16 protein-coding genes and 2 tRNA genes are annotated in these 19,330 nt (G+C 42.6%); 1 reads left to right on the top strand and 17 read right to left on the bottom strand.

The genetic code is table 11. The annotated features are described in order from the left end of the window. Window positions 1-79 precede the first annotated feature (79 nt). The gene (locus ACHUFA_RS09875) at window positions 80-1,720 is read left to right on the top strand and encodes a GBS Bsp-like repeat-containing protein (protein WP_394405831.1); all 1,641 of its coding nucleotides are present in this window, start codon (window positions 80-82) and stop codon (window positions 1,718-1,720) included. 86 nt (window positions 1,721-1,806) lie between these two features. Here the strand turns inward: ACHUFA_RS09875 and purH are convergent, their stop codons facing one another. The 17 genes from purH to ACHUFA_RS09790 all read right to left on the bottom strand — a co-directional run bounded on the left by purH (window position 1,807) and on the right by ACHUFA_RS09790 (window position 19,305). Continuing rightward, window positions 1,807-3,354, bottom strand: coding sequence for a bifunctional phosphoribosylaminoimidazolecarboxamide formyltransferase/IMP cyclohydrolase (gene purH / locus ACHUFA_RS09870; RefSeq protein WP_394405829.1), 1,548 nt, complete (start codon window positions 3,352-3,354; stop codon window positions 1,807-1,809). A 20-nt stretch (window positions 3,355-3,374) separates the two neighbouring features. After that, window positions 3,375-4,130 (bottom strand): GNAT family N-acetyltransferase, encoded by a 756-nt coding sequence (locus ACHUFA_RS09865; RefSeq protein ID WP_394405827.1) that lies wholly within the window; start codon window positions 4,128-4,130, stop codon window positions 3,375-3,377. Between the two features lie 22 nt (window positions 4,131-4,152). Continuing rightward, window positions 4,153-4,707: a phosphoribosylglycinamide formyltransferase gene (gene purN / locus ACHUFA_RS09860; RefSeq protein ID WP_222348944.1), complete on the bottom strand. Its 555-nt coding sequence runs from the start codon at window positions 4,705-4,707 to the stop codon at window positions 4,153-4,155. Further along, on the bottom strand, window positions 4,707-5,729 hold the full coding sequence (gene purM, locus ACHUFA_RS09855; RefSeq protein ID WP_222348945.1) for a phosphoribosylformylglycinamidine cyclo-ligase: 1,023 nt from the start codon (window positions 5,727-5,729) through the stop codon (window positions 4,707-4,709). The genes purN and purM overlap by 1 nt, the downstream gene beginning before the upstream one ends. A 30-nt stretch (window positions 5,730-5,759) precedes the next feature. Next, complete coding sequence (gene purF, locus ACHUFA_RS09850; RefSeq protein WP_222348946.1) at window positions 5,760-7,214, bottom strand: amidophosphoribosyltransferase; 1,455 nt, start codon at window positions 7,212-7,214, stop codon at window positions 5,760-5,762. Between the two features lie 131 nt (window positions 7,215-7,345). Next, a complete protein-coding gene (locus ACHUFA_RS09845) occupies window positions 7,346-11,083 on the bottom strand; it encodes a phosphoribosylformylglycinamidine synthase (protein WP_394405824.1) in 3,738 nt (1,245 codons plus the stop codon). A gap of 67 nt (window positions 11,084-11,150) precedes the next feature. Then, window positions 11,151-11,858 (bottom strand): phosphoribosylaminoimidazolesuccinocarboxamide synthase, encoded by a 708-nt coding sequence (gene purC, locus ACHUFA_RS09840; protein WP_394405822.1) that lies wholly within the window; start codon window positions 11,856-11,858, stop codon window positions 11,151-11,153. Window positions 11,859-11,973: 115 nt separating this feature from the next. Beyond that, window positions 11,974-12,207, bottom strand: coding sequence for a phosphopantetheine-binding protein (locus tag ACHUFA_RS09835; RefSeq protein ID WP_222348949.1), 234 nt, complete (start codon window positions 12,205-12,207; stop codon window positions 11,974-11,976). Further along, the gene (gene plsX, locus ACHUFA_RS09830; RefSeq protein ID WP_394405820.1) at window positions 12,200-13,207 is read right to left on the bottom strand and encodes a phosphate acyltransferase PlsX; all 1,008 of its coding nucleotides are present in this window, start codon (window positions 13,205-13,207) and stop codon (window positions 12,200-12,202) included. Before plsX ends, ACHUFA_RS09835 begins: the two co-directional genes overlap by 8 nt. 62 nt (window positions 13,208-13,269) lie before the next feature. After that, complete coding sequence (gene recO, locus ACHUFA_RS09825; RefSeq protein ID WP_394405818.1) at window positions 13,270-14,028, bottom strand: DNA repair protein RecO; 759 nt, start codon at window positions 14,026-14,028, stop codon at window positions 13,270-13,272. Then, window positions 14,015-15,193 (bottom strand): pyridoxal phosphate-dependent aminotransferase, encoded by a 1,179-nt coding sequence (locus ACHUFA_RS09820; RefSeq protein ID WP_394405816.1) that lies wholly within the window; start codon window positions 15,191-15,193, stop codon window positions 14,015-14,017. Before ACHUFA_RS09820 ends, recO begins: the two co-directional genes overlap by 14 nt. Before the next feature lie 115 nt (window positions 15,194-15,308). Next, a complete protein-coding gene (locus ACHUFA_RS09815; RefSeq protein WP_222348963.1) occupies window positions 15,309-16,277 on the bottom strand; it encodes a ribose-phosphate diphosphokinase in 969 nt (322 codons plus the stop codon). Window positions 16,278-16,440: 163 nt separating this feature from the next. Then, window positions 16,441-17,631, bottom strand: coding sequence for a peptidoglycan hydrolase PcsB (pcsB, locus tag ACHUFA_RS09810; RefSeq protein ID WP_222348964.1), 1,191 nt, complete (start codon window positions 17,629-17,631; stop codon window positions 16,441-16,443). A gap of 84 nt (window positions 17,632-17,715) precedes the next feature. Further along, entirely contained in the window at window positions 17,716-18,231 is a 516-nt protein-coding gene (gene mreD / locus ACHUFA_RS09805; protein WP_394405813.1) for a rod shape-determining protein MreD, read from the bottom strand. Beyond that, entirely contained in the window at window positions 18,224-19,063 is an 840-nt protein-coding gene (gene mreC, locus ACHUFA_RS09800) for a rod shape-determining protein MreC (RefSeq protein WP_222348966.1), read from the bottom strand. The genes mreD and mreC overlap by 8 nt, the downstream gene beginning before the upstream one ends. Before the next feature lie 65 nt (window positions 19,064-19,128). After that, window positions 19,129-19,216: transfer RNA gene (locus ACHUFA_RS09795), tRNA-Ser, on the bottom strand. 15 nt (window positions 19,217-19,231) lie between these two features. Then, a tRNA-Ile gene (locus ACHUFA_RS09790) sits at window positions 19,232-19,305 on the bottom strand. Window positions 19,306-19,330: the final 25 nt, after the last annotated feature.

Below are 19,330 nucleotides of genomic sequence, written 5' to 3'. Positions count from 1 at the left end.
AAAATCAAGTTTCTATAGGAAAAATCCCCTCCGCTAACTTTTGCAATAAATTGCGAATAGTTTAGGCAGGAGGAATTTTATGAAAAGATATTCTAATTTTTTATTGTTTGCAACAACTGCCTTAACGGCTTGTTCTTTTAGCACTGCCGTGCAAGCTGGGGAAATTGAAGCAGGGCTTTCCGACACCAATGTGATACAACCATTGCCAAAAGATCCCACTTTAGTTAACCAGTCGATGAAAATTGAACAACGGGGAAATCTGGTTTCTATTTTCTATAACCGCTCTCCTCAGCAAGAAGGCTACAAAATCCAGTACGCTGTCTGGTCTAATGAAAACGGACAAGACGATATCCGATGGTATGTTGCTGGTGAACAAGAAACAGAGTTTTCACTCGTCAATCACTCTGGCTACGGCAATTATACCGTGCATGCCTACATTGTCATTCAGGATCGACTTGTTTTTCTAGATGCGGGAGCCTTTACACGCAGCAAGCCACAACCTAGTCTAACATCTAGTATTTCAGAAGTGGGAGCTCTGGATATTACTGTTCAAAATCTTCCAGAAAACACGACAGAAGTTAGAATTCCAACCTGGTCCAGCCAAAACGGACAAGATGATATTGTCTGGTACACAGCCAGTCAAAATGAAGACGGCAGCTATGGCTTACGCATCCCGCTCAATGCCCACAACTTTGATACAGGAAATTATGAAAGTCATGTTTATATCAAGGAAAATGGACAAGCTAGTCAAAAATATATGGCTAAAGTAACCACACTTGTAGAAAATGGACACGTTCCTCTTCAACCTAAACCAACTTTTACCATCGAAAATTTGGATGTGGCTAGAGGAACCTATCAAGTGGTCACCCAAGAGACGCTACAATCCAAGAAAATCAAATCAGTGGATGTTGCAACTTGGTCTATGGACAAACAGGCTAATATCAAATGGCGTAAGGCAAATCTAGTCAATGGCGCCTATCAAGTTGCGGTAGATTTTCAGGAGCATAAAAACCATCCTGGAATCTATCAAAATCATGTCTATGTGACTTATACAGATGGTAAACGATCTGGCTACGCCCAGTCTCCGATTGACTTGACTGGTGCAAAAATTCCCGTAGAGTTTCAAGCTCAATTTCTCTCGGCAGGAACCATGCAGTTGACGGCAAAAAATATTTATAGCGAGGGAGAAGTTCGCTTTGCCGTTTGGTCTGATGAAAACAATCAAGATGACCTAAAGTGGTACACAGCAAGCCCATCAGCTGATCAGACTTACTCTCTCAATCTGCTCTTATCCAATCATAAAGGAATCGGCAAGTACCACGTACACATTTATCAAAATGGAAAAGGACTAAAGGCAGCGACTATGGAAATTACTGCCGCTCAAAAGGATAGTACCCCAAATACTTATCCAGTAGGCCAGTGTACTTGGGGTGTCAAAGAAGCCGCGCCTTGGGTTGGAAATTGGTGGGGCCATGCACGAACGTGGGCAAATTCTGCAAAAAATGCAGGATTCACAGTCGGAACAACTCCTAAAGTTGGCGCTATTGCTGTATGGACAGACGGATCTTTTGGACATGTCGCCTTCGTCACCCAAGTAAATAGTCCAACCCAAATTCGTGTGAAAGAATCCAATTATGAAGGAAAAATGTACCTCGGTGACTTCCGTGGCTGGTTTAACCCCGTTGCAGATGGCGTCACAGCCTATATCTATCCAAATTAATCTCTAAAGGCACTTCCTGTGCCTTTTTTGCATACAAAAGAAAAACTCGACCGAAGCCGAGATTTCAAAAATTTCTTATACAATTCTTAATGTCTAAAGTGTCTCACACCTGTAAAGATCATGGCAATTCCATGCTTGTCAGCTGCGTCAATCGAATCTTGGTCACGGATGGATCCACCTGGCTGAATGATAGCCTTGATCCCAGCGGCAGCAATTTCTTCAATATTATCCGCAAATGGGAAGAAGGCATCTGAGGCAAGAACGGCACCATCAAGACGATCCTTAGCAGCTTCAATAGCAATCTTAACTGCACCGACACGGTTGGTCTGACCAGGTCCGACACCAAGGGTCATGTGGTCGTTGGCAATCAAGATACCGTTTGATTTGACGTACTTGATAGCTTTCCACGCAAACTCAAGAGCCGCTTGCTCACGCGCATCTGGTTGACGTTTGGTCACAACTTGCCAGTCAGCTGGATTTTCCTTGATGACGTCTTGGTTTTGCACCAACATACCGCCGACAACACCTGTGTACTCTGCTTCCACTTCGCTGGCTACTTGGGCGTCAAATGGCAATTCGAGGATACGCAGATTTTTCTTTTTATTGGTCAAAATAGCTAGCGCTTCTGCCGAATAGCTTGGTGCAATGATGATTTCTAAGAAAATCGGATGCATTTTTTCTGCGGTAGCCGCATCCACCTCACGGTTAAGAACGACAATCCCACCGAAAATCGAAACAGGGTCAGCAGCGTAAGCATTGTCCCAAGCCCCTTCAATGGTATCCGCCTGACCGATGCCACAAGGGTTCATGTGCTTGAGCGCCACAACAGTCGGACGGTCGGTAAAGTCACGGATAATGCGGATGGCCGCATCGGCGTCACGGATATTATTGAAAGACAGCTCTTTACCGTTGAGCTGCTTGGCTGACGCGATAGAATACTCTGTCGGAATCGCTGACTGGTAGAAATCCGCATCCTGTTGAGGGTTTTCACCGTAGCGCATGGCTTGTTTAAGGTCATAAGTGATGGTTAGCTTTTCAGGCTTGGTCTCGCCGACTTGAGCTGTGAAATAATCTGCAATCAAGGCATCGTAAGCAGCCGTGTGACGGTAAACCTTGGCTGCCAAACGTTGACGGGTAGCGTAAGCTGTCTCACCATCTACCTTGAGCTCATCCAGTACCACCGCATAGTCCGCTGGATCCACGATAACGGTCACGCTGGCATGGTTCTTCGCAGCTGAACGGAGCATAGAAGGCCCACCAATATCGATATTTTCCACCGCCAAATCATAAGTCACATCTGGACGAAGAATGGTTTCCTTGAATGGATAAAGGTTGACCACCACAAGGTCAATTAGACCAATTTTATGCTGCTTAGCAGCTTGCAAATGGCTGTCCAAATCACGACGAGCCAAAAGTCCACCGTGAATGTTTGGATGAAGGGTCTTGACACGACCGTCCATCATTTCAGGAAAACCTGTCACATCGTCAATGGCAATCGTTGCCACCCCTGCATTGTCAAGAGCAGTTTTTGTACCACCAGTTGAGATAATCTCCCAACCAAGAGCTCTCAATTCTTGAGCAAATTCTACAATGCCTGCTTTGTCAGATACACTGATCAGTGCGCGTTTTGTCATGTTGTCTCCTTTTTCTATTTCTACCAATCCATTTCATAAGCTCTGTATTCATGTGAAAATTCATAGCCTAATTTCTCTGCCAAATCTAACGAAGTCTTCGTATGGGCATCCCAGCTAGGGTAGATCTCCCTGTCTAGGCAAGTCACTATCAACTGAGCTGCGACAGCTTTTGCCAGACCCTTTCGCCTAAAATCAGGGTGAGTATCTATCTCAATTTCAATCCCATTTTCATAGGTTGAGTAAGACGAGGCACCAGCCACTAGCTTTCCCTGATAAAGGGCAACAACTCCTAGTCCAAGTTGAGAATAGCGCTGGTAATCATCGTAATTAGCAACCAAATCTTGCGACCACTCTTCAGTCAAACAAACTTTGTATAGCTGTTCGTCCATAAACTGTAATTCAAAATCTTCTGGCAAGCTAGTCACAAATTCTTCTAATTTGTTGCGGTCAAATGCGGTGCCCTTCTTGGTCGCATAGCGTGTAAAAGCCTTCACTTTATCTCCGTAGGTCTTCTCAATCAATTTGCGCCAACCTTCATGCTGTGGTACAAGAATAATATCCTCTCCACGACAAAATTCAATTAGTTCAAGACAAGGTTGACCCGCTAAAAAACCAAAAGAAGCTTGTTTTCCTAATTTTGCCAAGGCAGATTGGGGATTGTCAGAATCATCAACCCAAATTTCTCCCATCACTCCCTGCAAACAGGACCAAATCATGGTTTCTTGCCAGTCTTGAAACAAAGAGATAGCTGACGATAAATTATTTAATCTTTTCATAGGTTGATTGTAACAAATTATCCTATTTCTTTTCAACTCCCAATCTTTCCAGCACCTCTGGGTACAGTTTGTACTCGGCTTCATGGATTCGAGCTTCGAAGGTTTCGATGGTGTCATCTGCTAAACATGGCACGCGAACCTGTTTGATGATTTGTCCTGTATCCACACCCGAGTCCACCCAATGAACGGTTACACCACTCTCAGAAACGCCTGCATTCCAAGCGTCTTCGATACCATGGGCACCTGGAAATTCTGGCAGATAGGCAGGGTGGATATTGATGATACGACCTTCATAGGCTGATAGCAAGGTGCTACTGACAATTTTCATATAACCAGCCAATACGACCAAGTCAATCTCATGCTCACGGAGCAATTCAACAATCGCTTGTTCATAATCTGCCTTGTTCTCAAATTCTTTGAGTTCAAAGGCATAGCTCATAACTCCCAAATTTTGGGCACGCTCCAATACATAAGCATCACGCTTATCTGAAAAGACAAATGCTACTGGAAACTGCTCGGCAATCACTTGGAAATTGGAACCAGAACCGCTGGCAAATACCGCAATTTTTTTGGCCATTAGCGAATCACCACACTAGTATCCATTTTTTCCACAATCCGACCAATCTCATAAGCAGGCTCGTCCAACAGTTCTTTGACACGCGCCACATTCTCTGGACTCACTGCCAGCATGAGGCCAATCCCCATATTGAAGATTTCAAACATTTCTTGGTGTTTGATGTCGCCGTATTTCTCAAGGGCCTTGAAAATTGGTAGAACTGGGATCTTGTCCTCTTCGATTTCAGCTGCTAAGTTGTCCGCAAACATACGAGGCACATTTTCAATAAAGCCACCGCCTGTAATGTGGGCAATACCGTTGACCAATTCTTCCTTAATCAATGGTAGCAGAGCTTTAACATAGATACGCGTTGGCTCGAGGAGGACATCCTTGAGTTTCTGACCTTCCAATTCAGGGAGAACTTCTTCACCTGTGTATTCCGCAAAGACGCGACGCACAAGTGAGTATCCATTCGAATGGATACCAGATGAAGCAAGCCCAAGAAGGATATCACCTTCTGCCACTTTTGAACCATCGATGATTTGTGATTTTTCAGCCACACCGACCGCAAAACCAGCCAAATCGTAGTCATCTTCGCCATACATACCAGGCATTTCAGCCGTTTCACCACCGATGAGGGCAGCGCCAGACTGAACACAACCTTCTGCCACACCTGCAACCACCTGCTCCAATTTAGCTGGCTCATTTTTACCCGTTGCGATGTAGTCTAGGAAGTAGAGTGGCTCTGCGCCCGCTGCAATAATGTCGTTGACACACATAGCCACACAGTCTTGACCGATGGTATCATGCTTGTCATATTTAATAGCCAGCATGAGCTTGGTTCCCACGCCATCTGTACCAGAGATAAGCACCGGCTCTTTCACCCCAGTCGCTGAAAGGTCAAACATGCCTCCGAAACCACCAAGGGCACCCATGACACCCGCACGCTCCGTACGCGCTACGTGCTTCTTAATGCGCTCAACAACCTCGTAACCAGCCTCAACATCAACACCTGATTTCGCGTAAGCATTTTTTTCTGTCATTTTCTTTTTCTCCTTTGGTCAGTAGCAGAGCTACTTAACATTGTCAATGTGGAAGCTAACCTGTTCTTCCAAACTCTTGAGGTAGGCTTCTTCGTAATCGTAAAGTGGCGTTGGGTAATCCCCATCAAAATAAGCCACGCAGAGTCCACCATTTGGCGCATCTGTTTCAATGCCAATAGATTCAATCATGCCTTCCAAGGACAAATAAGTCAGGCTATCCGCACCAATAATTTCACAAACTTCATCCGCACTATGATTAGCTGAAATCAATTCACGGCGGGTCTGAATATCAATCCCATAAAAACAAGGGTACTTGAGTTCTGGGCTACCAATAGCCACATGAACTTCTTTTGCCCCCGCCTCACGCAGAAGTTGCACGATGCGACGTGAGGTTGTTCCACGAACGATGGAATCATCAATCATGACCACACGCTTGTCTTTGACAACACCAGACACTGCTGATAATTTCATGCGCACGCCTTGTTCACGCAATTCTTGCGTTGGCTGAATAAAGGTCCGTTGGGTATATTGGTTCTTGACCAAGCCCATCTCATTTGGCAAGCCTGATTCTTCCGCGAAGCCCATGGCTGCAGAAAGAGAGGAATTCGGCACCCCAACAACGATGTCTGCTTCATGTTTAAATTCTTGTGCCAACCGACGTCCCATATTTTTACGCGCCGTATGAACATTGACCCCGTGAATGGTTGAGTCAGGGCGAGCAAAGTAGACATACTCCATGGAACAAACCGCCAATTGCGTATCTGTTGTGTAAGTATCATACTTGATGCCATTGTCATCAATAATAATCACTTCACCTGGCATGACATCGAGCAGCCATTTGGCACCAACCACTTCGAAAGCACAGGTTTCACTGGAAATGACCCAAGCACCATTAGCCATTTGACCGATTGACAAGGGACGGAAACCATTTGGATCAAGCGCAGCAATCAACTTATCCTCCGTCAAAAGAAGATAAGCAAAACCACCCTTAACCGTATTGAGCGCCTCTTTAACCTTACCCATAAAGTCAGGATTATGACTACGACGAATCAAATGCATGAGAATCTCAGTATCTGACGAAGCATTAAAGATAGCCCCTTGCGCTTCCAATTCTTTCTTGAGCGAAATGGCATTAGTTAAATTTCCATTATGGCAAAGGCCGAGCTGCTCATTCGTAAAGTTGTAAAGGAAGGGTTGCACGTTGTTGATAGATGCAGCCCCAGCTGTCGCATAGCGAACATGGCCAATAGCTGCAGATCCTGTCAGTTTTTCCAAATCAGCAGGATTTTTAAAGACTTCTGAAAGAAGACCGGTGTCGCGGTGCTGAAGGAGTTTGCCATTATCATTGGTAACAATCCCAGCTCCTTCCTGACCACGGTGTTGAAGACTGTGGAGACCAAAATAGGTCAGTTGTGCTGCCTGAGGATGTCCCCAGACACCAAAGATCCCACATTCTTCGTTTAATGATTTTACTTCATATGTCATTGTTTTTTCCTAATATTGTTTGTTTTGATATTTTTTTAGGTGGTGGCGTATCGGAGTAAGTGAGCTCCTTACAAACTACCACCTCTAAACATCAAGTCCCTTCGCTCTTCTATTTCTAAGCTCAGGCAGAATTAGCCCATCGGACTAATTCTCTCTGTAAAGTAACGGACTGCTGATTCAAAGAGGTGTTGATCTTTGTTGCCTGGGATGTTTTGGAAGAGGCCTTCTTCCCAGCGTTCTGAGTGACCCATCTTACCGATGATTTGACCATTCTTGCTTGTGATTCCCTCGATAGCATTGACTGAACCATTTGGATTGTACTTGCTGTCCATGCTTGGTTGACCGTCAAAGTCAACGTACTGGCTCCAGATTTGACCATTGTCACGAAGCTCCGCAAATTCCTCAGCCGTTACCACAAACTTCCCTTCACCGTGTGACACTGGGATCGCGTGAATATCACCCACCTTGACACCTGCCAACCATGGCGAATTAGTATTAGCGACACGCGTTTCAACCATCTTAGCCACGTGTTGGTTAGCGTCGTTGTAGAAAAGAGTTGGGCTCGTCGCACCAGCTTCTTCAAAATTACCGTAAGGTAGCAAACCAGATTTAACAAGGGCTTGGAAACCATTACAGATACCGATGATCAGACCACCTTTGGCGATAAAGGCGTCAATAGCTGCGCGGACCTTGTCATTGAGCAATATATTGACGATAAATTTAGCCGAACCATCTGGTTCATCCGCCGCTGAGAAGCCACCAGCAAAGAAGATGATATTAGCTTGACCTATATGGTCAACCATGGCCTCAACCGAATGAGCAATGGCTGTTTCGTTCAATGTTACGAATGGCACCAAGTTCACGGCTGCGCCCGCTTGTTCAAAAGCCTTGGCAGAATCGTATTCTGAATTGGTACCAGGGAAGACTGGAATGTAAACCAAAGGTTTTTCAATGGTTTTTTGAGCCTTAATCACTGCATCTGAGACCACCTCTGGCACTTCTTCAAGTGCGGTGCTTTGCTCAAATTCTGTTGGGTAAATCTCTTCAAGAGTACCTTCAAAGGCTGAGAGTAGCTTGTCACCTGATAGGACAATATCGTTGACAGTTACTGTAAAGTCAGCGGTTGTCTCACCGATTTTAACCGCGCCAGCAATCTCTTCATCTGAGGTAAAGACGAAACCACCAAGTTGCGCTGTCAAGATCTTGTCAAGATCTGCCACATTGACAGAAGCCCCGATACGGTTACCAAAGGTCATGAGGGCAAGGCTTTCAAGGAGACCGCCGTATTTAATAGCTGAAGCTGCTGTAATCTGATGCTCAGCTTGGATGTTTTCAAAGGTTGTAAAGTTAGCCTTGATGGTGTCAAAGTCAATGTCTTGACCAAGAGTAGGCCCTGCAAGGTAATAAATGTGCTGACCAGCCTCTTTGAACTCTGGAGAAAGAACCTTGTCGCTATTAGCTGTTGTCACACCGAAGGCAACCAAGGTTGGTGGTACTGTCAAGTCTTCAAAGGTACCAGACATAGAGTCCTTACCACCGATTGATGGGAGACCAAGCTGGATTTGAGCTTCAATAGACCCAAGAAGAGCTGACACAGGTTGACCAAAGCGCTCTTCCTGTTTGTCCATACGCTCGAAATATTCTTGGTAAGAGAAGCGGGCTTTAGACCAGTTAGCACCTGTCGCCACCAAGCGGGCTGCCGCTTCAACCACCGCATAGGCTGCCCCGTGGTAAGGTGACCACTCCGCAAGATAAGGGTTAAACCCTTGTGCCATAACAGAAGCTGTCTTGGTCACCCCATGCTCAACTGGCAATTTCTGTACAGAGGCTTCTGTCGGCGTGATTTGGTAACGACCACCGATTGGATGATTGACCGTTGAACGACCAACTGAGCTATCAAAGATGGTTTGTAAACCTTTTTGACTAGCATGGTTGAGGTCTGAAAGCATAGCTAGCGCATCAGCTTCAAGGGTCTCAGCTGACGTTTCCAGTTGTCCTGGAAGCGCAACAGCCTTATCAACGACCTTAGCGTCAACAACCACGCGCACACCGTTTGTATCAAGGAAGCTGCGCTCAATGTCAACAATAGTCTGACCATTCCAAGTCATGACCAAGTTTGGTTTTTCCGTTACTGTTGCTACAACAACAGCATCAATATTTTCCTTGGCGCATGCTGCAATAAAGGCATCGATATCACTTGGACAAACCACTACAGACATGCGTTCTTGTGATTCTGAGATGGCAATTTCTGTTCCGTTAAGTCCAGCATATTTGAGTGGCACCTTGTCCAAATCAATTTCAAGCCCGTCAGCCAATTCACCGATAGCTACGCAGACACCACCAGCACCGAAGTCATTTGATTTCTTGATGAGACGAGTGACGTCACCGTTACGGAAGAGGCGTTGAATCTTACGTTCTTCGATGGCATTCCCTTTTTGGACTTCTGCTCCAGCCGTTTCCACCGATTCAACCGTTTGAACCTTAGAAGACCCTGTTGCACCACCGACACCATCACGACCTGTTTTCCCACCGAGGAGGATAACCACATCGCCAGCTTCTGGTTTTTCACGGACCACATTTTCCTTAGGTGCTGCACCAACAACTGCACCAAGCTCCATGCGTTTAGCCACAAAACCTGGGTGGAAGTATTCACGCACATAAGTCGTCGCTAGACCGATTTGGTTTCCATAGGAAGAATAGCCGTACGCCGCAGTTTTCGAAATGACTTGTTGTGGCAATTTCCCAACGCGCGTCTCTGCGATTGGCGTCGTAATATCGCCTGCGCCAGAAATCCGCATAGCTTGGTAAACATAAGAGCGCCCAGATAATGGGTCACGAATGGCACCGCCGATACAAGTTGCCGCTCCACCAAATGGCTCAATTTCCGTTGGGTGATTGTGGGTCTCATTCTTGAACATGAGCAACCAAGGCTCTTTAACCCCATCAACATCCACTTCAATTTCTACCGAGCAGGCATTAATTTCATCAGACACTTCCATGTCATCCAGACGGCCATTGGCACGCTCGTAGCGACCAAAGATCGTCGCCATGTCCATGAGCGTCTGCGGCTTATCAGAACGCCCTAATTCATCCCGCATGGCAATGTATTTGTCATAAGTCGCTTGTAATTGTTTTTGGAATTTAGAAGCTGAGAAATCAATATGTTTCAACTCCGTCTCAAAAGTCGTGTGACGGCAGTGGTCAGACCAATAAGTGTCCAAAACCTTGAGCTCAGTTTCAGTTGGCACGCGATCAATTGACTTGAAATAATCCTGGATTAAGAGCAGATCATCCACTTCCATAGCCAATCCTTGCTCTGCCTTATAGACCGTAAAATCGTCCGCCGTGTAAGTCTCAAAAATCTCCAAGTTAGGAATGGTCTTGTCTGAAGACGAAAATTCCTGCGGTGCAATGGCCACCGTCACATCCTTAAAGCGAGAGTCAACTGGGTTGAGCAAATAGTTCTTGACCGCCGCCAATTCCGCCTCTGAAATGTCTTTATTAAGCAAATAAAGCTGCGCTGTGTTTACCTTAGACTCCTTGGCTCCAAGCAAGAAAAGTGCTTCCTGCGAGCTAGCAGCGCGCTGGTCAAACTGACCTGGAAGAGCTTCAATAGCAAAGAATGCCCAATTAGCAAGGTCTGCCTCAAGAGCTGACGCTTCTAAGACTATATCCGTCACCTGCTCAGAAAAAATGTACTTCTCTGCACGCTCAATCAAGTCTTCCTCCAAATTGAAGACATCATAAACCTGAACAATATGAAGGTCAGACAAGGTCGTTAACTGAAGATTATGCGTCAATTCCTTCAAAAGCGCCTGAGACTTAATCCCAAAATCAGCCTTCTTCTCAACAAAAATACGTTTATCCATGATTAATCCTAATTCTTTTTTGATATTTTCTTAGATTGTGCAGACAGTTTTTACTATTATCCTTGTCCTATTTCAATCCCTGTAATTTTTCAAGTACAACCTTGTAAACATCCGTCAAACTACCAAGGTCACGACGAAAAACATCCTTATCCATGTGATTACCTTCAGCATCCCACAGACGGCAATTATCTGGTGAAAATTCATCAGCCAAGATAATCGTGCCATTGACATCCTTACCAAATTCCAATTTAAAGTCAATCAAACGAAGACCAATCTGATCAAACCATTCTTTCAAAAGCTCATTGATACGACGAGTTTCTTCCTTGATGTAGGCAATTTCTTCATCAGTAGCAATGTCCAAGAACTTGACATGTTCATCATTGATAAAGGGATCATCCAACTCATCTTTCTTATAGTAGAATTCCACGATTGGGCTAGCCAGTTCAATCCCTTCCTCAACACCAAAACGTTTTGAGAAGGAACCAGCCGTCACATTACGAAGAACGACTTCCAAAGGAATAATCTCAACCTTTTGATTCAATTGTTCGGTTTCTGATAACATCTCCACAAAATGCGTTGCCACGCCTGCAGCATTCAATTTTTGGAAAATAAAAGATGAAATCTGATTATTCAACACTGCTTTCCCGTCAATCGTCTCTTTGCGGGATCCATTCAGCATAGTTGCTTGATCTTTATAGACCGAAATAATCAAATGCTCATCTTCTGTACTGTAAATATCTTTAGCTTTACCTGAATAAATCAGTTCTTTTTTCATTTTTTATTCGCCTTTCACCCTTATTTAATTTGATTATAGCACACAAGTTCTTAAAAACAAATAAAAAGCAGACTTTTTTGGATATATAAAAAATAACGTCCGTAAAATACGGACGTTATTTCTGTTCAATAATATAATCTACTAAATCTGATAAACTTACAAAACTTTCGATGGCTTCATCTGGAATCTCCACATGAAAGACATCTTCAACAGTCACAATCAGTTCCATCAATTCTACAGAATCCTCTGCAAAACTAGCAATTTCTGTATTCATGGTAATACCTAATTGAGCTCGTTTTTCGGTATCAATTAGCTCTAACATTTTTTCAAACAGCTCATCTCTACTCATTGCCTTCCCCCACTACTGAGAATTTTTCAACAGATTTTGCCACAACCTGTGTTTCTAGCATAGTTCGTACTTGGCGAATAGTTGAGAAAATCGCCTTAGCATCACTGGAACCATGTGCTTTAACTACTGGCGCATTCAACCCAAAAAGTACTGCACCGCCTGCATCTGAATAATCAAGAGACTTCTTCATGGTCCGCAAACTATCTTTAAGGAAAAGATAACCTATTTTGGCTTTCCAACCACCACCGTCAATGGCAGATTTAAGCTGTCCCATAATCCCAATAGCAGTCCCTTCAATAGATTTGAGTACAGCGTTTCCCGTGAAACCATCTGTCACCACTACATCAGCTACACCAGACATGAGGTCACGTGCCTCCACATTTCCAATGAAATGAATAGACGGTTCTTGCGACAAAAGGGTAAAAGTTTCCTTACGAAGCGGATCACCCTTAGTTTCTTCTGTTCCATTGTTCAATAGTCCGACACGAGGCTTGGCAATTCCACGAACATTCTCAGCATAGAAAGATCCCAAAACAGCATACTGATGTAAATGCTCAGCTGTACTTTCCGCATTTGCGCCTAAATCAAGCATATCAAAACCCCGACCATCTGTTGTAGGCAGAGTTGACAATAAACCAGGACGACTAATTCCCTTGATGCGACCAACTACAAAAATACCTGCTACTAAAAGAGCACCTGTATTTCCAGCTGACAAAACTGCATCTGCTTGTCCGTCCTTCACTGCTTTAGCTGCCAAAACCATCGAAGCATTTTTCTTGCGACGAATAGCCTTTGCTGGCTCATCATCCGAGTTAATTTTTTCATCAGTATGAATAATCGTCACTCGCTCTGTAGCTGTTAAATAGGGTTTAATCTTACTTTCATCCCCATAAAGCTGAACTTCAATATCAGAAAAAGCTGCCAGTGCTTGATTGACTCCTTCAACAATTGCCTTTGGGGCATTGTCCCCGCCCATAGCATCTACTGCAATTTTTTTCATATCTACCTCTTTCCTGAATTTCTTTTCCCATTATACCATGGAACAAGTATCCTATCCGTATTTTAATCCTTCATGACCTGTCCCCAAGACTGCAAATCATCGATAAATTTCTTACTTTTAAGATGAATTCCTACATATTCCTCATACAATTGGTCAATAAAAAGCCTCAATTTCTTCTTCATCTCTGGCTGAAGAGAAATTGTCTTCAAATCTTCAAACGAAATTGCTTGAAATTGATCAATCAGATAAGGAACATTGGGATCCAAATGGCTCCGTCTCTCATCCTCATGATAATGCTGAGGACAAAGTAAACCTGAATAAGCATAGGAAAAATCAAAAGGCTGTCCCACGCGATGACAAAATACACACTCATGAAAATTCAAGGACACACCGAATCGTCCTAAAAGCTGAATTTCAAAAATATTGGTCAATACCTCATAATCTAGTCCGTCTTCCATCAATTCCAGTGTCCTCTCTAAAAAACGAAAGAGAGCTGGATCATGAACATTATCTTGTAAACAGGCATCCGCCAAGGCTACGATATAAGAAGCATAGCTAAGCTGAAAAATATCCTCATTGATCTTCTTAAAAGGCTGAACCTGATGAAAATCTTCAATATAGCTGAGACCATCATCATTTATTTTGACCATAAAATCAGCCAAAGTCAAGGGTTGAATACCCGCAACTAACTTAGACTTAGAAGCATGTTTCACGAAAAACATCCGTTTGCCAGCCTTCTCCGTGAAAATTTTGACCAGTTTGTCATCTTCTCGAAAATTTCGATTATAGAGGACCAAGCCCCTAGTCTCAATTCTCTCCATTTTCTTCCATAAATTCCTTCAAACGTTTCATCGCTTCTTGGATTTTCTCCATGCTAGCAGCATAAGAAATCCGTACATAACCTTCACCATATTGACCAAAAGCCACTCCAGGAATAAGAGCAACAGCTTTTTTACGAGCAAATTCCTGCAAGAAAGCCATGGAATCCTGATTATAACCCGCAGGAATTTTAGCAAAGATATAAAAAGCACCATCTGGCTTGATCATCTTAAAGCCTAGTTCTGTCATCTTTTCAATGATATAATCACGACGAACTTGGTATTCCTCTCGCATAGATACAGCGTCGTCTTTCCCATTTTTCAAAGCCTCCAAGGCACCGAATTGCATAGCCGTTGAAGCCGCTGTTACCAAGTACTGATGACTCTTAATGAGTTGAGCAACAATTTCTGCCTTAGCCATAATGAGCCCGATCCGCCAACCGGTCATAGCATGGGACTTGGACAAGCCTTGGATAAGAATAGTCTGATCTGGGAGAAATTCTGCAATTGACGTGTGTGGCTGACCAGTATAGGTTAACTCTGCATAAACCTCGTCTGACAAGACAAAAATAGGATATTTCTTCAATACTTCTGCAAAAGCAGCAATTTGCTCGCGAGAATAAGTCACTCCTGTCGGATTAGCTGGGTAATTCAGAATAACAGCTTTAAGCTTATCCCCCTGTTCAAGGATAGCTTCTTCCAACATTTCTGGCGTCAAAACAAACTGATTTGCCGTTGTATCAATCTCAATAATGTCTGCCCCTACCATATTTACAATTGGTTCATAGCCTGGGTAAGCTGGCGCTGGCAACAAGACCGTATCTCCAGGCTCCAAAATAGCCACTAAAGAAGCTGATAAGGCTTCTGTTGCTCCAATTGTTACCAATATTTCATTTTCTGGCTGGTAAGAAAGATTGTATTTTTCCGATACAAACTCTGTGGCTGCCTTACGTAAATCCAACAGACCTGACATCCCAGTATAATGGCTTTCATTTGCATCAATAGCAACCTTAGCTGCTTCTTTAATATGATCAGGAGTTGTAAAATCTGGCTCTCCCAAAGTCAATTTCAAAATACCTGGAATATCTGAAATAGACTGGTCAAACTGACGAATCATCGATACTTCAATCCGATTCAAATTTTTATTAAAACGATCTTGTAAATCCATAGAAATACCTCTCACTTTCTTTCCTACTATCATACGAAATTTTCAGACAATTAACAAGCCTAAAGAAAGATTTGTCAGGAAATCAAAAAAACTGAGGAATGCTCCCCAGTTCTCCTTATTTATCTTTAGCTGTCTCAAAAAGCGGAGACAATGGACGTTTTTCATGAATACGGATAATCGCTTCTGCCAACAATTCTGCTGTTGAAATCTGCTCAATCTTATCAATCAAACGATCTTCTGGAATTTGAATTGTATCTAGAACCACTAATTTCTTGATAGCTGATTTTGTAATATTATCCATAGCTGGACCAGACAAAACTGGATGAGTACATGAAGCATATACTTCCACCGCACCAGCTTCCGCAAGAGCATTCGCCGCATGGCAAATAGTTCCAGCAGTATCAATCATATCGTCAATCAAGATACAAGTCTTGCCTTCAACATTTCCGATGATATTCATGACTTCAGAAGTATTCATTTTGTCAACACTACGACGTTTGTCAATGATAGCAATCGGTGTTTTCAAGAATTGCGCTAACTTACGAGCACGAGTCACACCACCATGGTCAGGTGAAACGACCACATAACCATCACCCACCATACCGCGGCGTTCAAAATAATCCGCAATCAGCGGAGCACCCATCAAATGATCAACAGGAATATCAAAGAAACCTTGGATCTGTGACGCATGTAGATCAACTGTTAAGACACGATCAACACCAGCAGTTTCCAACATATTTGCTACCAATTTTGACGTAATTGGCTCACGTGCACGTGCTTTACGGTCTTGACGTGCATAACCATAATAAGGGATAACAACATTCACTGACTCAGCTGATGCCCGTTTCAAAGCATCAACCATAATCAAAATTTCCATGAGATTATCATTTACCGGTGAGCTAGTTGATTGAAGGATGTACACATGAGCACCACGGATAGATTCCTCAATATTAACTTGAATTTCACCATCTGAAAATTGACGAACAGAGGACTTTCCTAGTGAAAGACCAATTTTACTTGCAACTTTCGCAGCTAATTCCTGATTAGACGAAAGGGCAAAGAGTTTTAAGTCAGAAAATGACATGACTGCCTCCTATTTATTTCTACTCTACCATTTTAACGCTTTTTAGGACATTTTTCAAACAAAATTCTGAGCATTTTTTTGAAAAGAGTAGGTACAAATTATATTTACTGGATCTATTCCTTAACAATAAAAAGACTGGGATTCCCTCAGCCTTTTAGAAATATTATTGATAAATGTAACCTGCTACGCCATCAGCTGCTGGGTTAAACCAACCACGGAAATTACCAACGTACATGTTACCTGCATAATTTGATTCTTGAACTTGAATTTGTGAACCATTTACAGCAACAACCACTGCTACGTGACCATATGTACCAGCCGTCCAAACAGCAATAGCGCCTACACGAGGAGTAGAACCTGTAGAATGACCCGCTGCAGCTGCAGAATAGAGCCATTGGTTAGCATTACCCCAGTTATTACCAACCCAACCAAGTTGTTCTTTAACACCCCAAGTACATTGACCTACTGGATACGTATTGACACCACCATTTGAGTAGCTAATAGGAGCTGGTGCAGGTGTAGGTGCCGCTGCTGGTGCTGCTACAGTTGAAACTTCTGTTGCAACTGCTTGACTAGGTGCCGCTGCTGGTACTGCTACAGTTGATTGTTGTCTAGCGGCTACTTCAGCCTGTTGTGCCAAGTAAGCAGCCTGTGCTTCTGCTGCCGCCTTCGCAGCTGCTTCAGCTTCTGCTTTTTGTGCAAGGAGGGAATTTTTCTCATCTTGAGCAGTTGCTTTTTCAGCAGCCAAACTCAATTGAGCAGCTTTCAAGTTTGCTTGTTGCGTTTTTAATTCTTGAGCTGAGTCATCCAATTTTTTCCAGTTTGCTTCAACAGTATTGATAGCAACTTGGTTTGCCTCTTGCTTCTTAGCAATTGCTTCTTTATCTGCCTTTTGTTGTTGCAACATTTTATTATTAGCTGAAACAATTTCACGCATTGCGTTTACGCGAGACACAGCATCAGCAATATTCTTTGAATCTAAAATAGTATTGATATAGCTTGTTGCAGAAGCATCTGTTTGTGCACTACGTGCTTGCTCTTCTAGAGCGGCTGAACGTGAAACAATATCACCAGCCAATTTTTTAATTTCTTTACTCAAAGCTTCTGATTCAGCAGTTAATTTTTCATTTTCTGCTTTCAAACTAGCTTGTTCCGCTACAATAGAATCAACCTTTGCTTGCAAAGAATCTACTTGTGCTTGAGCAGAAGCCTGTTGTGACTCGATTGAGCTAATTTTGCTATCTTGTGCAGCAATTTTACTGTCTACATCATCCGCACTTACTACTGCGAAATTACTAACATTTGACAATACTACGATACTAAGTAAAGCCGCAGCTAAGATTTTTTTCTTCATAAATCAAAAACTCTCCTCTAATCTTTATGACTATACCATAATAACAAAAAAAACGCGTTGATATGTTACGCGTTTGTTACATTTCTATGTCTTGTTTGTTATTCTAAAAATTTTTTTGAAAAATGGCTGAACAACCACTAAAATCAAACAATTAAACAGCAAAGTCGGAGCTAAATTATAAAAAACAAACATATACATGGACAAATTAGTCAACTGAAAGAGACGTCCCAGTAAAAAACTACCAAATTCAAATCCAAAAAGAACAACTAACAAAATGGTTATATTTGAAAGAGAATTAAATTTTAACTGTTGGTAAAAATAATAAATCAAATATACCATCAGTGGCATTATTGTCAAACCAATCCCTAAAATATTCAAATAGTAGAGATCATATAAAGCACCTAATAAAGTAAACAAGATTAATTGCCATCTTAAAGGCATATCAATACTATAAAAGATAGATAGAATAAAAATTATATGACAAGAAACCGTCATTGCACCAGGAAGCCAATTTGTTACTAATGTTGAAACTTGCCCATCAATCAAAAACGAAAGTAGTACAAAGACTGGACTTAAGTAAAACAAATACTTCTTATTCATTGCTGCCACCTACAAGCATAACGGAATAAATAGCAGAAAAATCAGCTACTGGAGTAACATATAGTTCACGACTCAAATTATTGCTACTGGTTTTTACAGATTTCACCTGGCCAACTAACAAATTCGAAGCCATATCACCCGCTAAATCACTCGTTACCACTTGACTTCCAACAGCAATATCCGCAGAAGAATTTAATTGTGAGATAATAAAGGCCTTATTTTCAATATCATAGCCACTCAAAATACCATAAATCGACTCATTTTCAACCGAAATGCGCACCGCAACTTTCGTAAAATCTGCCGAACTTGTAAACAACTGTACAGACGAAGATGATTCTCCAACATCTGTTACAAGACCAACAATTCCACCGTTAGCCACCACCAACATATTCGATTTTACACCTTGATTACTCCCCTTGTTAACAATCATTTTATTCAACCAACTTACAGGAGTACGTACTGAAACAAGAGCCCCTATCATTTCTTGACCATCCGAAGCAGAAGCTAAATTCAAACTAGCCTTTAGGCCCTCGTTCTCTTTTTTCAAGGTCTCATTTTCAGCAGCTTCATTTTTCAGAGTTGACAAAGTCTTCTTCAACTCCTGATTTTCACTATATGCATCAATTAAATCTTGAAAAAATACCTTACGTTCCGATAGAAAACGGACAGGCGCAGACAACATGTCATTAGCAACCGAAACAATATTTCTTGCACTTGACGATACCAGTGGAATTTCCATATTACTCTTGGTCGTTAAAAAAAGTAAAGAAAATGATAGAACACTAACTATAGAGACAAGAATAAACAATCTAGACTTTTTATAACGATTCATAATACTACCCCTATTAACAAAATAAGTACAAAAAAGAGAATATCGCTAGATACTCTCACAAACTACGGAGAATAAGGGATTCGAACCCTTGCGCCAGTTACCCGACCTAACGATTTAGCAAACCGTCCTCTTCAGCCTCTTGAGTAATTCTCCATTATGCAATATGTATGGGCACGAGTGGAATCGAACCACCGACCTCACGCTTATCAGGCGTGCGCTCTAACCATCTGAGCTACGCGCCCAAGTAAAAAACTTGGTTTTATGACC

It is taken from the genome of Streptococcus hepaticus (assembly GCF_043656315.1).
Lineage (GTDB): Bacteria > Bacillota > Bacilli > Lactobacillales > Streptococcaceae > Streptococcus > Streptococcus hepaticus.
Note: the sequence above shows the minus strand (reverse complement) of the source record. Positions and strands in the feature narration are given on the sequence as shown.

What these genes read in the sequence shown, in the direction of transcription:
- ACHUFA_RS09845 (WP_394405824.1), bottom strand. Translation starts at nt 11,083, where the DNA reads ATGGATAAACGTATTTTTGTTGAGAAGAAGGCTGATTTTGGGATTAAG.
- pcsB (WP_222348964.1), bottom strand. Translation starts at nt 17,631, where the DNA reads ATGAAGAAAAAAATCTTAGCTGCGGCTTTACTTAGTATCGTAGTATTG.
- purN (WP_222348944.1), bottom strand. Translation starts at nt 4,707, where the DNA reads ATGGCCAAAAAAATTGCGGTATTTGCCAGCGGTTCTGGTTCCAATTTC.
- mreD (WP_394405813.1), bottom strand. Translation starts at nt 18,231, where the DNA reads ATGAATAAGAAGTATTTGTTTTACTTAAGTCCAGTCTTTGTACTACTT.
- ACHUFA_RS09820 (WP_394405816.1), bottom strand. Translation starts at nt 15,193, where the DNA reads ATGGATTTACAAGATCGTTTTAATAAAAATTTGAATCGGATTGAAGTA.
- ACHUFA_RS09865 (WP_394405827.1), bottom strand. Translation starts at nt 4,130, where the DNA reads ATGAAAAGATTAAATAATTTATCGTCAGCTATCTCTTTGTTTCAAGAC.
- ACHUFA_RS09835 (WP_222348949.1), bottom strand. Translation starts at nt 12,207, where the DNA reads ATGAGTAGAGATGAGCTGTTTGAAAAAATGTTAGAGCTAATTGATACC.
- ACHUFA_RS09875 (WP_394405831.1), top strand. Translation starts at nt 80, where the DNA reads ATGAAAAGATATTCTAATTTTTTATTGTTTGCAACAACTGCCTTAACG.
- purC (WP_394405822.1), bottom strand. Translation starts at nt 11,858, where the DNA reads ATGAAAAAAGAACTGATTTATTCAGGTAAAGCTAAAGATATTTACAGT.
- purH (WP_394405829.1), bottom strand. Translation starts at nt 3,354, where the DNA reads ATGACAAAACGCGCACTGATCAGTGTATCTGACAAAGCAGGCATTGTA.
- recO (WP_394405818.1), bottom strand. Translation starts at nt 14,028, where the DNA reads ATGGAGAGAATTGAGACTAGGGGCTTGGTCCTCTATAATCGAAATTTT.
- purM (WP_222348945.1), bottom strand. Translation starts at nt 5,729, where the DNA reads ATGACAGAAAAAAATGCTTACGCGAAATCAGGTGTTGATGTTGAGGCT.
- plsX (WP_394405820.1), bottom strand. Translation starts at nt 13,207, where the DNA reads ATGAAAAAAATTGCAGTAGATGCTATGGGCGGGGACAATGCCCCAAAG.
- mreC (WP_222348966.1), bottom strand. Translation starts at nt 19,063, where the DNA reads ATGAATCGTTATAAAAAGTCTAGATTGTTTATTCTTGTCTCTATAGTT.
- ACHUFA_RS09815 (WP_222348963.1), bottom strand. Translation starts at nt 16,277, where the DNA reads ATGTCATTTTCTGACTTAAAACTCTTTGCCCTTTCGTCTAATCAGGAA.
- purF (WP_222348946.1), bottom strand. Translation starts at nt 7,214, where the DNA reads ATGACATATGAAGTAAAATCATTAAACGAAGAATGTGGGATCTTTGGT.